This window comes from Acidovorax sp. IB03, assembly GCF_016406015.1.
Lineage (GTDB): Bacteria > Pseudomonadota > Gammaproteobacteria > Burkholderiales > Burkholderiaceae_C > Acidovorax > Acidovorax temperans.
The window spans coordinates 30880-44518 of sequence record NZ_JAEFCH010000015.1; the positions used below are offsets into that span (position 1 = coordinate 30880).

A 13639-nucleotide genomic window follows, 5' to 3' on the forward strand; every position below is an offset into this window, starting at 1 on the left:
AGTCAGGACTTTCGTGAAACCCGTTCCTTGGTTCGTGGCCTGCGCCATCGCAGGCTGCGCGGCTGTGGGGGGCGCCTTGCCCGCCGCTGCGCAAACCCCTTCGCCAACTCTCCCAGCCGCTCCGGCTGACAACCGCCGTGACACCCTGGCCGAAGCCGTGGAGGCCGCATGGCAGCGCGCCGTGCAGGCACGCGAAGCCCAGGCCCAGGGCCGGCGCGCCCAGGCCGAGCAGACCGCCGCCTCCAGCCTCTGGGCCGCGCCACCGGCGCTCGAACTCAACCACCGCAACGACCGCTGGCAAACCCATGCCGGGCGGCGCGAGAACGAGATCGGCGTTGCCTTGCCGCTGTGGCTGCCGGGCCAGCGCGATGCCCGTTCCGCTGCGGCTGATGCCGAACGCCAGCTTGCCGATGCGCAAACCCAGGCCGCACGCCTGCGGGTGGCGGGCCTGGTGCGCGAGGCGGCCTGGCGCTGGTCGGCGGCCCAGGCCGAAGCCGATGCGGCCGAAGCCCAGGTGCAATACCTGCAGCGCCTGTCCGACGACGTACAGCGCCGTGTCCGCGCCGGCGACCTGGCGCGCGCCGATGCCCTGGCGGCGCGGGCCGAGCTGCTGGACGCCCAATCCCTGGCGGGCGAGGTGCGCCAGAAGCGCCAGAGTGCGCAGGCGCAGTGGCGCAATCTGACCGGCCTGGAGGCGATGCCGGAGATGGCACCTCCATCCACGCCATCGGCGGGACTCGACGTTGCGACCAGTGACGTGCACCCCGAACTGCGACTGGCCGCGCAGGCCGTGGAGCGGGCGCGCAAGCGGGTGGGCGTGGTCAACACATCCCGGCGTGATCCGCCCGAGCTGCTGCTGCGCTACCGTGAAGAATCGCCGGGCACCGGCCAGACGACTCAGCGCAGCATCGGCATTGGCGTGCGCATCCCCTTTGGCACCGATGGCCGCAATGCGCCGCTGCAAGCCGCCGCCCTGGGCGAACTGGATGTCGCGGAAACCACCGAACTGCGACTGCGCGAGCGCCAGGAAGCCGACCTCGGCCTGGCCCGCTCGGCCATGCGCAACGCTGCCCGCCAACTGGAAGACGCCCGCGACCGCGCCGCGCTGCTGCGCGAGCGCACCCAGCTCATAGCCAAATCGTTCCAGGCCGGAGAAGCCCCGCTGCCCGAGCTGCTGCGCGCAGCCAATGCCGCCGCACAGGCGGATGCCGCCCTGGCGCGCCAACAAGCGGCGCTGGGCCTGAGCCAGGCCCAACTGCAACAAACCCTCGGACTCCTTCCATGAATTCCCTCTCCCTTTCCCGACGTGGCCCTTGGTCTGGTGGCTGGCAGCAATGGCTGTCCGGCGCCGCGCTGGCCTTCCTGCTGATTCTTTCCAGCGCAGGCGCCTGGGCTGCGCCCGGCGCCCACGGCCCCAATGGCGAACACCTGGACGCCCCCTCGGCGGCGGCAGGCAGCGCCAGCACCGCGCCGCGCATGGAGGCCCGCTCCGAGAGCTTCGAGCTGGTCGCCCACCTCCGGGGCGAGGAGCTGTCGATGCTCATCAACCGCTTCGAGACCAATGAGCCGGTGCTCAAAGCCAAGGTCGAGGTCGAATCCGGCACGGCGAAGGCGGCCGCCAAGTTCCACGAGGACATGGGCGACTACGCCGTCGATGACCCGGCTTTCCTCAAGGCGCTGAAGGCCCCGGGGTCGCATCCGCTGGTGGTCACGATCCTGGCCGGCGAGGAGTCGGACCTGCTGGAGGGGACGCTGCAAACAGGCCCGGCAACCGCGGCCCGTGGCGATGAGCACGGACATGCACACGATGGCGATGGACACAGCGGCTGGCACGGTATTCCCAACGTGGTCTGGGTGGTGCTCGTGATGCTGTTGCTGGCAGCGGCCAGCGCCTGGATGACCCGCCGCTCCCGCAAGGCCCAAGGAGGCGCCCAATGAACACCCGTCTGATTTCTGTGTCGATTCTTGTGGCAACCCTCCACATGCTGGCGGCTGGGAATGCCTGGTCGGCCCCTGGCGCGCATGGCCCCAACGGCGAACACCTCGATGCGCCGCAGGCCGTGAATGCCAACGGGCTGATGCGCCTGCCCGACGGCAGCGTCAACGTGCCGATGCTCGCGCAGCGGCGCATGGGCATCCGCACGCAGATCGTGGCCGCCTCGCAGGCACAGGCCACGGTGGAGCTGGCGGGCCGCGTGGTCATGGACCCGAATGCCGGTGGCCGCGTGCAGGCGGTGCATGGCGGCCGCGTCGAGGCTGGCCCACGTGGCCTGCCCGTCGCCGGACAGGCCGTGCGAAAAGGCGAGGTGCTGGCCTATATCCGCCACCATGCCGAACCCTATGCCCAGGCCAACCAGGAGGCGCAACTGGCCGAACTGCGCAGCAGCCGCCAGCTTGCCGCCCAGCGCGTCGAACGCCTGCAGTCGCTGGAAGGCACGGTGCCACGCAAGGACATCGAGGCCGCGAAAGCCGAGCTGCAAAGCCTGTCCGCACGAGAAAAAAGCATTGGCGCCAGCTTGGGCGCGCGCGAAGCACTGGTGGCCCCGGTCTCGGGCGTGATCGCCCGTGCGCAGGCGGTGATTGGCCAGGTGGCCAACGACCGCGAACTGTTGTTCGAGATTGTCGATCCCTCCCGGCTGATGGTCGAGGCCACGACCGCGGACGCGGCGCTGCCGGCCCGCATGGCCGGCGCTTCGCTGCGCGAGGCGCCCGGCGCACGCCTGCAACTGGTGGGCGCGGGCGGCGCGTTGCGCGATGGCGTGATGCCGGTCAACTTCCGTCTGCAAACCGGTGGCGCGGGGCAAGCCCTGCCGCTCGCGGTGGGCCAGCCCGTGACGCTGATCGCCCAGCTTGCCGAGCGCATCGAAGGCTTCGCGTTGCCAGCCCAGGCCGTGGTGCGCAATGCCGCCAACGAGCAGGTGGTGTGGATCAAGTCAGGAGCCGAGCGCTACATCCCGCAGCCGGTGCGCGTGCGGACGCTGGACGCGGCCACGGTGGTGGTCGTGCAGGGCCTGGGCGCGGACAACCGCGTCGTGGTCGAAGGCGCCGCGCTGCTGGCGCAGATCCGGTAAGGAGCACGCCATGTTCAACTGGATCGTGCGCAGCAGCCTGCGCAATCGCTTGTTCGTGCTCGCCATTGCGGCGTTTCTGCTGGTGTGGGGTGCCGTCAGCGCCTGGCGCACCCCCGTGGACGTGTTCCCTAACCTGGACAAGCCCCTGGTCACCGTGCTGACGGAGGCCGGCGGCATGGCGCCGCAGGAGGTGGAGCAGCTCGTCACCTTCCCGCTGGAGACCGCGCTCAACGGCATGCCGGGCGTCACCCGCGTGCGCTCGATGTCAGGCGTGGGCCTGTCCATCGTCTACGCCGAGTTCGACTGGGGCACCGACATCTACCGCAACCGCCAGCTCGTCGCCGAGCGCCTGGCGCTGGCGCGCGCGCAGTTGCCCGCCGGCATCGAGCCGACGATGGGACCCGTGTCCTCGATCATGGGCGAGATCATGCTGATCGCGCTGCCGATCACCGCGCAGGCCCAGGACGGCGCTTCGCCCATGCAGGCGCGCGAGTACGCGGACTTCGTGCTGCGCCCGCGCCTGCTGTCCATTCCCGGCGTGTCGCAGGTGATTCCGATCGGCGGTGACGTGCGCACGCTGCGCGTCGCACCGGACACGGCGCGCATGGCGCAGTTCGGCGTCTCGCTCAATCAGGTGGAGCAGGCCATGAAGGGCTATGCCTCCAATGCGGGTGGCGGCTTCATCGACCTGAATGGGCGCGAGTACCTGATTCGCCACGTCGGCCGTACGGCCGACCGTGATGCGCTGGGCGGCGACCTGGCCGGCGTGGCCGTCGCCTGGAAGGACGGCCGTCCCGTGCTGCTGGAGCAGGTGGCGCAGGTCGGTTTCGCGCCGGGCCTCAAGCGCGGCGATGGCGGCTACAACGGCGGCCCCGCCGTGATCGCCAGCGTGCAGAAGCAGCCCGGTGCCGACACCGTGAAGCTCACCGCCGCCGTGGAGGCGGCGCTGCAGGAGCTGGTGCCCGGCCTGCCCAAGGGCCTGGCCCAGCCGCAGGTGCTGTTCCGCCAGGCCGACTTCATCCAGGCTTCGGTGGGCAACGTGGGCGAGGCGCTGCGCGACGGCGCCGTGATGGTCGCGGTCATCCTGTTCGCTTTCCTGCTGTCGGCGCGCACCACGCTGATCTCGCTGCTGGCCATCCCGCTGTCGCTGGCGGTGGCGGCGCTGGCCTTCCGCGCCTTCGGCCTGTCGATCAACGTGATGACGCTGGGCGGTCTGGCCATCGCCATCGGCGAGCTGGTGGACGACGCCGTGGTGGACGTGGAGAACATCCTGCGCCGCTTGAAGCAGAACCGGCAGAACCGCACGGCGGGCGACCCCCTGTCGGTGCTGGAGGTGGTGCGCCGCGCCAGCGTGGAGGTGCGCTCGGGCATCGTTTACGCCACGCTGGTCGTGGTGCTGGTGTTCGTGCCGCTGTTCGCGCTGCCGGGCATCGAGGGGCGGCTGTTCGCACCGCTGGGCGTGGCCTACATCGTCTCCATTCTGGCCTCCATGCTGGTGTCGATGACGGTGACGCCGGTACTGGCCTACTACCTGCTGCCGCGCATGAAGCGCATAGCCCACGGCGACAGCCCGCTGGTCGCGTGGCTCAAGCGACTGGATACGAGGGTGCTGGCTTGGTCTTTCCCACGGGCACGGGCGCTGGTGGCTTGCGCCGCCGTGGCGGTGCTGCTGGCCGGGGCCAGCGTGCCGTTCTTCCCGCGCGCTTTCCTGCCCGCGTTCAACGAGGGTTCGCTGGTACTTGGGCTGGTGCTCTCTCCGGGCACCTCGCTGGAACAGGCCAACCGCATCGGCGCCGAGGCCGAGCGGCTGATCGCCGAGGTGCCCGAAGTGCGGCAGGTCGGCCGGCGCACCGGCCGCGCCGAGCTGGACGAGCATGCCGAGGGCGTGCATGCGGCCGAGATCGACGTGGACCTCAAGCCATCATCGCGCAGCCGCGAGGCCATCATGGCCCACATCCGCGAACGCCTGGCCCTGCTGCCGGCGCAAGCCACCATCGGTCAGCCGATCTCGCACCGCCTGGATCATTTGCTCTCGGGCGTGCGGGCGCAGATCGCGCTCAAGGTCTTCGGCGACGACACGGATGCGCTGCGGGGACTGGCCGAGCAGTTGCGCGGCCGCCTGGCTGGCATTCCGGGCCTGGTGGATCTCACGGTGGAAAAGCAGGTACTGATCCCGCAGATCACCGTGCGCATCGACCCGCGCAAGCTGGCGCAGACGGGCCTGGCGCCTGGCGAGGCGGTGCGGCTGCTCAGGGCACTGACCGACGGCGCGCACAGCGCCGAGATCGTGGACGGCCCGCGCCGCTACGACCTGGTGCTGCGACTGCCCGACCAGCGGCGCAGCCCGCAGGATCTGGCCGCAACACTGATCGACACGCCGGCCGGGCGTCTGCCGGTCTCCGCCTTCGCCACGGTGGCGGAAGAGGACGGCCCCAACCAGATCGGCCGCGAGAACGGACGCCGGCGCATCGTGGTCTATGCCAATACCGATGGCCGCGACATGAGCGCCATCGTCGCGCAGATCCGCCAGGCCATCGGCGAGACGCCGTTGCCGCCGGGCTACTTCATCAGCCTGGAGGGCCAGTTTCAGGCCCAGGAGCAGGCGGCGCAGTTGATCGGCGCGTTGTCGCTGGTCTCGCTGGCGATGATCTTCCTGGTGCTGTACGCGCGCTACCGCTCGGCGGTGCTGGCCGGCATCGTGATGGCCAACATCCCGTTGGCGCTGATCGGCAGCGTGGTGGCGATGTGGATCGCGGGCGTGAGCCTGTCGGTGGCCTCGATGGTGGGCTTCATCACCCTGGCGGGCATCGCCACGCGCAACGGCATCCTGAAGATCAGCCACTACATCAACCTGTGCAAGTTCGAGGGGGAGACCTTTGGCATGCCGATGATCGTGCGCGGCTCGCTGGAGCGGTTGACGCCGGTGCTGATGACGGCGCTGGTGGCCGCCTTCGCGCTGACCCCGCTGCTGCTGGCCGCCGATGCGCCCGGCAAGGAAATCCTGCACCCGGTGGCGGTGGTGATCTTCGGTGGGCTGGTCAGCTCGACCGTGCTGGACACCCTGCTCACGCCGGTGCTGTATTGGCTGCTGGGCCGCAAGCCCACCGAGCGGCTGCTGCAGGCGGAGCCGGAGGCCGCAGGCCAGGTGCCAGTGTCGCAGGAGGCGTACTGATGCGGGGTGACGCACACCCCGCCTGAATGCTGTTTCGACAAGGCTTTGCGGCGCCGCCTTTTTTGCAAGCGCGCTGCACCCTGAAAGGATATTTCCATGAACTTCAAACCTGCTTCCCTGCGCCTGCTGTCCGCTTCTGCCTTGTGCGCGGCTTCTCTGCTGGCTGCTCCCACTGTCTTCGCGCATGGCGATGCCAAGCCACAGCATGGCGGCATCGTGCGCACCGCCAGCGACCTGTCCTTCGAGCTGGTGGCCGCTGCCGATGGCGCTGCCCTCTACATCCTTGACCACGGCAAGGACTACGACACCGCCGGCGCGAGCGGCAAGCTCACGGTGCTCAACGGCGCGGACAAGTCCGAGGCTGACCTCCAACCCGCCGGTGGCAACAAGCTGGAGGCCAAGGGCGTGAAGCTGGGCGCGGGTGCCAAGGTCGTGGCCGCACTGCAGACCGCCGACAAGAAGACCGTGACGGTTCGCTTTACTGTCAAGTAACGCATCAGGAATACGCTGGCGCACCATGAAACACGCTTCCATGCCTTGGCCCGCCCTGCGGGGCGGCCTGTTGGCCTTGCTGGCCGCGGCCCTGTTTGGTATCAGCACGCCACTGGTGCAGCGCATCGGCGCGGGCGTGGGCGCGTTCTCGACGGCGGCGCTGCTTTACGCAGGCGCAGCCATCGTGGGCGTGCTCTCGCGTCAGCGGGTGGACAAGGAAGCGCGGCTGGTGCGCGGCGACTTTCCGCGCCTGCTGGCCATGGCCGCCTTTGGGGCGGTTCTGGGGCCGGTCGCGCTGGCCTGGGGTTTGCAGCACACCAGCGGCACAGGCGCTTCGCTGATGCTGACCCTCGAAGCCCTGTTCACCGCGTTGCTGGCGAGGCTGCTGTATGGCGAGACCATGGACCGGCGCGTCTGGGCCGCCATGCTCCTGCTGCTGGCCGGAGGCATGGCCCTGGTGCTCGATCAGGGGCGCGAGGGCGGCAGCCAGCTTTGGGGGTTGCTCGCCGTGCTCGTCGCCACGATGGCCTGGGGCACGGACAACACCTTGTCGCGCGCGCTGGCCGAGCGTGATCCCGGCCAGGTGGTGCTGGGCAAGGCCGTCCTGGGGACTTCGGCCACGGCCCTGCTGGCCGTTTTGGCGGGTGATCCGTTGCCGACGCTGGGCGCGGCCCTGGGCCTGATGGCCGTGGGGGCCACGGGCTACGGCCTGAGCCTGCGCTTTTACCTGCTGGCCCAGCGGGCCTTCGGCGCGGCGCGCACGGGTTCGGTGTTCGCCTTCGCGCCCTTCATCGGCGCCGCGATCGCCATGGCGCTGGGAGACCGCAGCGGCACGTGGATCATGGCGGTGGGGGGCCTGCTGATGGTGCTGGGGATGGTGCTGCACCTGGCGGAGTCGCACGGGCACGAGCATGCGCATGAGCGGCTGGAACACGAGCACGCACACAGCCACGACGACGGCCACCACGACCACACGCACGATCCGATGCCGGTTGGGGCGCACAGCCATGCCCACGTACACGAGCCGATGGTGCATGCGCACCCGCATGTGCCGGATGCGCACCATCGACACGAGCACTGACATTTGCTCAGGATGACCTTGAACGGGCTGGATCGAAATGCGAAAGCATGTCTCGGTGCACGCTCAAGCGCCCGTTTGGCCGCCACATAGGGCTCAAGCTACCAGCGGACGCGCCAAGGTGGCCGCGAGGCCGATCACTGCGCACGCACCCAGCAGTGGCATCACGCCCAGCTTGAAACGGAACAGCGCCACCGCTGCGCCCAGTGCGATCAGGGCCGAAAGCCAGTCGAAGGCGCCGCTGAAGCCCTGAGGCCACAGCACGTGGTACGCGAAGAACAACGCCAGGTTGAGGATCACGCCCACGACGGCCGCCGTGATCGCCGACAGCGGTGCGGTGAAGCCGAGTTTGCCGTGCGTGGCCTCGATGGCCGGGCCGCCCGCCAGGATGAAGACGAAGGACGGCAGGAAGGTGAAGAAGGTCACCACGGCAGCGGCCAGTGCGCCGCCGAGAAACAGCGCATCGGGGCCAAGCACCTGCTTGAGCCAGCCGCCGACGAAGCCGACGAAGGCCACCACCATGATCAGCGGCCCCGGGGTGGTCTCGCCCAAGGCCAGACCGTCGATCATCTGCGCGCCCGAGAGCCACTGGTGATGCTCCACCGCGCCCTGGTACACGTAGGGCAGCACCGCGTAGGCGCCGCCGAAGGTCATCAGCGCGGCCTTGGTGAAGAACCAGCCCATCTGGGTCAGCGTGCCCTGCAGCCCCTGTACCGCGACGAGCGTACCCATCGCGAGCGCCCACAGCCCCAACCCGGCGGCGAGAACCTTGGCCAGGTGGCTGCGCGAGAAGCGCGCGTGCGCCGGCGTCGGCGTGTCGTCGTCGATCAGGGCCGGGCCATAGCCTTGCTGGGCACCGCCATGGCCGCCGCCGAGTGCGAACACGCCCGGCGCCCAACGGGCACCGAAGTAGCCGATCAACGCGGCGGCCAGGACGATTGCCGGGAAGGGTGTGCCGAAAGCGAAGATCGCAACGAAGGCCAGCGCCGCGATGCCCCACATCCAGCCGTTCTTGAGCGCCCGGCTGCCGATGCGGTGCGCGGCATGCAGCACCAGCGCCGTGACGGCCGGCTTGATGCCGTAGAAGATGCCCGCCACCACCGGCACGTCGCCAAAGCGCAGGTAGATCCACGACAGCGCGATCAGGATGAACAGCGAGGGCAGCACGAACAGTGCGCCGGCCACCATGCCGCCCCAGGTGCGGTGCATCAGCCAGCCGATGTAGGTGGCGAGCTGCTGCGCCTCCGGGCCGGGCAGCAGCATGCAGTAGTTCAGCGCATGCAGGAAGCGCTTCTCGCTGATCCAGCGCCGCCGCTCCACCAGTTCGGTGTGCATGATCGCGATCTGCCCGGCCGGCCCGCCGAAGCTGATGAAGCCGAGCTTGAGCCAGAACCAGAAGGCCTCCCGAAAACTCACGGGCGCGGGCGCTGCATCCTGCTGCTGCGGGCGTTGGAGAACGGCACTCATGAAGATGCTCCCGGCGCCGCGTAGAGCGCATCGAAGACCGCGGATGCGGCGAGGACCAGTCGATCGTCGTCGGCATGCACTTCGCGCAGGCCGCCGAGCACGGCTTCCAGCCCAGCCGCTTCGGCCACGGGAATGCCGCCGACGTCGAGGTAATGCACGGCCCCGGCGATGCGCTGCAGCTTCGGATCAGCGTCCAGGCCGAAGCTCGCGGCCATCACCTCGAAGGTCACGCGTGCGCCGACGTGGGTGAAGCGGGCGCCGTCGTAGTCGAAGCCGATGGCGCCGCGCGGCGCCTTCCTGGCATCGCTCAGCCAGGTGAACTTGGCCTTGGGGTCGATGAAGCGCCGGACCAGCCAGGCGCAGGCCAGCCGGTCCACCCAGGGCCTTGCCCGGGTCGCCCAGGCCTTGCCCTTGAACTTGGCGGGGTCGAGCCGCTCGATGCCATCGTCGGCGCGCGGCTGTGGCTCGCCCTTGGAGAAATGGTTGTCGAAAGCGCGCCGCAGCACCAGGAGGTCCGAGTCGGCCTGCTGCGCGGCGGGGCCGGGGTAGTAGTCGATGCGTCGCAGCGTCTGCAGGGCATCCGCCACGCCGCGCAGGCGGCGCCGTGCCTCGGTTTCGCCGAGCTTCTCTAACTCGGCCTGGAGCGCCGTCGCGGTGTCGCGCCATTGCGCGTAGACCTCGGTCCGGTCGAACTGCGCGAGCACCTCGGCGCGCTGGGCCTCGTCGCGTGGCGACAGGGTCAGTACAGAGGCGGTGCCTCCGTGCTCCCGGACCTCTGCGGCCAGGGATTCCAGCACCGAGGCATGTTCATCGGGCAGCAGGTAGGCGCCATCGCGCAGGGCTGCACAGCCCAGCGCCTTGAGGGCACGCCAGATGCGCAGGCGCACGGCGTTGGGCTGGGTGGGGAGCGTGACGATCAGGATGGACCACATAAGCATGAATCATACACTACAACATAAGAAATATATGCTTCATCCATCGTGCGATGTCCAACGTCTTGGAGAATGGGGTAGCGACAGCTTGCCGGTATCCCTGGCGTGCCCATTTGCACGCCCGCATTGGCCGGCAAGAGGACTTGATCCTTGCTGGGCACATCCCCGTTGGCACAGGGTCGATCCCGGCCTTCAACAGGCGATACAGCGAGTGCGGCTCATCCACTCTCATAGGCTCCGCTCGGAGCTAATTTTTTTGCCTTGTTGCCTCGCAAGAAACGGGCAACCCGCAGTTCTCATTCTTGGCTGACCGCGCTGCAGCGCGCGCCCAAGGTATCGGCTTATCGCAACAGAAGAGCCGAGCCATGTCCGCAAACCACTCATACCGGCGTCTGGTCGGCGCAAGCCTCCTGGCCGCAGCCTTGGCCAGCGGCTGCGCGACCACCATGGCGCCGCTCGCACCCGAAGCCGCCGACGAAGTCTCGCCTGCGCTCGGGCCCGCAACGCCCGTGTTCATTCCAGTCGTGCGCTATGGCCGCTACACCCTCGTTGAACTGGCACCGACGTCGGCGCAGCGCGACCTGCTATTGCAAACGATCGACGTGTCCATGCCCGAGGATGCCCGCGCCACGGTTGGCGACGGGCTGCGGCATGTGCTCAAGCGCAGCGGCTATCAGCTTTGCGAGACGGCGCATGCCGTGATCGAGTTGTACGCGCTGCCGCTGCCAGCCGCGCACCTGCATCTGGGTCCCATGAGCCTGCGCGATGCGTTGCTCACCCTGGTCGGACCGGCCTGGGGACCGCACGCGAATGACCGCACGCGCCAAGTCTGCTTCGAGCGGATCGGCGAACCCGATGGGACCGACCCGATTCTTCAACCGCCCGCCGCCGACGCGGCGCAGACGTTCCCGCTCGCGGGAGGCCAGCCATGAACGCTTCGCAGTCTTCCCGGCGCCCGGCCGCCGCCGTGGTGGTGCAGTGCCTGCTCTGGCTTTGGCTGATCTGCCTCAGCGTCCTCGTGGCCCTAGGCTATCAGACGATGAGCGACCTGGCCGACCAGGAGCGGCTCGATACCCGCCTGCAACGCGTCGAAGCGCAGGTAGCCGGTCTGGCCGAAACCACCCAGGCCTTGCAGCAGCGGCCCGCAGCCGCGACCGCCACAGGCCTGCAAGACGTCCGTCAGGCTCTGGAGGCCCGCATTGCCCAATTCGAGCAGGCGCTAGGCGGCCATGCAACTGCCGACGACCTTCAGGCGCTGCGCGCGAAGGTCGAGCAAATCAAGGCACGCCAGACCGCTGCGCGTGCCGCAGCACCCGCCCAGCCGCGCACACCAAGCAAGCCCGAACCGCCGCCGCTGCCATTCCGCGTTGTCGGGGCCGAACTGCGCGCCGGCCAGCGCAGCGTGTCCGTCGCGCCGAGCATCGGGGACTTCACGCCCGCCCAACTTCAGGTGCTGCTGCCCGGGGATGCGGTCGGCCCGTGGCGCCTGCAGGCGATCGAGGGCAACACCGCAGTGTTCCAGGCCGGCAACCAGACCCGCCGCGTGACGATTCCCTGACCGGAGCACCCCATGAAGCCGTCGATCCTCCTTTTCGCGGTCCTGGTGGCGTCGTCGCAATGGCCCGCCTGGGCGCAGCAGCCCGCAACGACCTCGGCGCGCAACGCACAGAGCCAGGAGCGCCCGCTGGCCGCCCGCGTGCTGGACGACCGGGTGGCAACCGAATGGGGCTTGCAGCCACAAGAATGGGCACGCTACCGCGAGCTGATGGATGGGCCGCTGGGTATCTACTCGCCCAACCTGGACCCGCTGTCCGCCCTGGGCATCGAAGCTCGCACGGACGAAGAACGGCGCCGCTATGCGGAACTGCAGGTGCAGGTGGAAGCGCGCCGCGTCGAGAAGCTGCTCGCCTACCAGCGCGCCTACGACGAGGCCTGGCAGCGCCTGAATCCGGGGATGCAGCGCGTGAACCTGCCCGACGACAAGCCGGGCGCCGGCACATCCAGCAGTCCCTTGCGCGGCAGCGGCCGCATGGCGGTGTTCGTCAAGGACGGCTGCGCAGCCTGCGGACAGCTCGTGCAGCGCCTGCAATCCTCGGGCGCGGAGTTCGACCTGTACATGGTGGGCAGCCGCCAGGATGACGCGCGCATCCGCGACTGGGCCAAGCGCGCGCAGATCGACCCGGCGCGCGTGCGCGCCGGCAGCATCACGCTCAACCACGACGGCGGCCGCTGGCTGTCGCTGGGCCTGCCCGGCGATCTGCCCGCCGCCGTGCGCGAAGTGAACGGCCAATGGCAGCGCCAGCCGTAGCCATGCCCCTGCGCGCACTGGTGCTCACTGCCGGCCTGTATGCCGTTGCCGCCCTGGCCCAGGAGGTTCCGCCACCGGCTTACCAGCTTGCCGCCCAGCGCGCAGGCATCCCCTCGACCGTGCTCTACGCCGTGGCCTTGCAGGAGAGCGGCATCCGGCGCAACGGGCGCCTGGTGCCGTGGCCGTGGTCCCTCAACGTCGCCGGCCAGTCGCGCCGCTTCGCCACGCGCGCCGACGCCTGCGCTGGCCTGCAGCAGGCGATGCGCGCCACGCCGCACACGCGCATTGATGCGGGCCTGGGCCAGATCAACCTCGGTTACCACAAGCACCGCTTTACCGGCGCGTGCGACCTGCTGGATCCGTATCGCAACCTGGCCGTTGCCGCCGAGATCCTGAAGGAGCAGCACACCCCCGGCGAGGACTGGCTGCTGGCGATCGGCCGCTACCACCGCCCCGCAGGCGGCGAGCCCGCCGCCCGCTATCGGCGCAGCGTGTCGCGCCACCTTGCCCGCGTGCAGGGCACGCGACCAGCCGCCGCGGTCCTCGCGGCGCGCCAGGAGACCTCCCCATGACGAAACCCCATCCCGCCCATCTCGCGTTCACGGGCCTACTCATGCTGCTGTCAGGCCTGCCGCTGGCCTCGCGTGCCGGCGAGCCACTGATCGTTGTCGAGGACCGTGGCGGCACGTCGGCATTGCCGTACTACGAAGCCCTGAATCTCCAGCCGCGCGCCAACGCACCGGCGCGGCCGTCCATCCCGACGCCCCAGCTTCCTGCCACACCGGCGGACGAAGCCGCGATGCTGCCGGTGCGCAGCGCCAAGCTCACGCCTGGCACCGTCGCGCGGCGTGTGATTGAAGCGCCCGGCCTGCGGCCGTTCGTGGTCATCGGCGACGACGAGGCTTCCCGGGCCTGGTTGCAGCGCCGCGCCGCCGCTTTGCGCGAACGTGGCGCGGTCGGCCTGGTGGTCAACGTCGAGACCGCGCAGGGCCTGGCGCGGCTGCGCGCGCTGGCGCCAGGCTTGCCGCTCGCCCCCGTTGCCAGCGACGACCTGGCCGATCGCCTGGGCCTGCGGCACTACCCGGCGCTGATCACGGCCACTGGCATCGAGCAATGAAG

13 protein-coding genes are annotated in these 13639 nt (G+C 69.6%); 11 read left to right on the plus strand and 2 right to left on the minus strand.

Features of this window, described 5'->3' with window-relative positions; genetic code table 11:
* Positions 1-13 precede the first annotated feature (13 nt).
* The 6 genes from IHV84_RS10465 to IHV84_RS10490 all read left to right on the plus strand — a co-directional run bounded on the left by IHV84_RS10465 (position 14) and on the right by IHV84_RS10490 (position 7816).
* The gene (locus tag IHV84_RS10465; protein ID WP_198846814.1) at positions 14-1285 is read left to right on the plus strand and encodes a TolC family protein; all 1272 of its coding nucleotides are present in this window, start codon (positions 14-16) and stop codon (positions 1283-1285) included.
* Positions 1282-1938 (plus strand): hypothetical protein, encoded by a 657-nt coding sequence (locus IHV84_RS10470; RefSeq protein ID WP_198846815.1) that lies wholly within the window; start codon positions 1282-1284, stop codon positions 1936-1938. The genes IHV84_RS10465 and IHV84_RS10470 overlap by 4 nt, the downstream gene beginning before the upstream one ends.
* Positions 1935-3071 (plus strand): efflux RND transporter periplasmic adaptor subunit, encoded by a 1137-nt coding sequence (locus IHV84_RS10475; protein ID WP_198846816.1) that lies wholly within the window; start codon positions 1935-1937, stop codon positions 3069-3071. The genes IHV84_RS10470 and IHV84_RS10475 overlap by 4 nt, the downstream gene beginning before the upstream one ends.
* Before the next feature lie 10 nt (positions 3072-3081).
* Positions 3082-6243 (plus strand): efflux RND transporter permease subunit, encoded by a 3162-nt coding sequence (locus tag IHV84_RS10480; protein WP_198846817.1) that lies wholly within the window; start codon positions 3082-3084, stop codon positions 6241-6243.
* 96 nt (positions 6244-6339) lie between these two features.
* Positions 6340-6735 carry a hypothetical protein gene (locus IHV84_RS10485; RefSeq protein WP_198846818.1) on the plus strand — a complete coding sequence of 132 codons (396 nt, stop codon included), beginning with the start codon at positions 6340-6342 and terminating at the stop codon, positions 6733-6735.
* 25 nt (positions 6736-6760) lie between these two features.
* Positions 6761-7816, plus strand: a complete 1056-nt coding sequence (locus IHV84_RS10490) for a DMT family transporter (RefSeq protein ID WP_233099948.1) — start codon at positions 6761-6763, stop codon at positions 7814-7816.
* Positions 7817-7909: 93 nt separating this feature from the next.
* Here IHV84_RS10490 and chrA read toward each other — a convergent pair whose 3' ends face one another.
* Positions 7910-9280 carry a chromate efflux transporter gene (chrA, locus tag IHV84_RS10495; protein ID WP_198846819.1) on the minus strand — a complete coding sequence of 457 codons (1371 nt, stop codon included), beginning with the start codon at positions 9278-9280 and terminating at the stop codon, positions 7910-7912.
* Positions 9277-10212, minus strand: a complete 936-nt coding sequence (locus IHV84_RS10500; RefSeq protein ID WP_198846820.1) for a chromate resistance protein ChrB domain-containing protein — start codon at positions 10210-10212, stop codon at positions 9277-9279. Before IHV84_RS10500 ends, chrA begins: the two co-directional genes overlap by 4 nt.
* A 365-nt stretch (positions 10213-10577) precedes the next feature.
* Here IHV84_RS10500 and IHV84_RS10505 point away from each other — a divergent pair, with 365 nt between their 5' ends.
* Genes IHV84_RS10505 through IHV84_RS10525 form a run of 5 tightly spaced genes read left to right on the plus strand, consistent with a single transcriptional unit; the run spans position 10578 to position 13637 of the window.
* Positions 10578-11144 (plus strand): PilL N-terminal domain-containing protein, encoded by a 567-nt coding sequence (locus tag IHV84_RS10505; protein ID WP_198846821.1) that lies wholly within the window; start codon positions 10578-10580, stop codon positions 11142-11144.
* Entirely contained in the window at positions 11141-11770 is a 630-nt protein-coding gene (locus tag IHV84_RS10510) for a hypothetical protein (RefSeq protein ID WP_198846822.1), read from the plus strand. Before IHV84_RS10505 ends, IHV84_RS10510 begins: the two co-directional genes overlap by 4 nt.
* A gap of 12 nt (positions 11771-11782) precedes the next feature.
* Positions 11783-12520, plus strand: a complete 738-nt coding sequence (locus IHV84_RS10515; protein WP_042178587.1) for a TIGR03759 family integrating conjugative element protein — start codon at positions 11783-11785, stop codon at positions 12518-12520.
* Positions 12502-13092, plus strand: a complete 591-nt coding sequence (locus tag IHV84_RS10520) for a transglycosylase SLT domain-containing protein (RefSeq protein ID WP_003109780.1) — start codon at positions 12502-12504, stop codon at positions 13090-13092. The genes IHV84_RS10515 and IHV84_RS10520 overlap by 19 nt, the downstream gene beginning before the upstream one ends.
* Complete coding sequence (locus IHV84_RS10525; protein ID WP_003050285.1) at positions 13089-13637, plus strand: integrating conjugative element protein; 549 nt, start codon at positions 13089-13091, stop codon at positions 13635-13637. The genes IHV84_RS10520 and IHV84_RS10525 overlap by 4 nt, the downstream gene beginning before the upstream one ends.
* Positions 13638-13639: the final 2 nt, after the last annotated feature.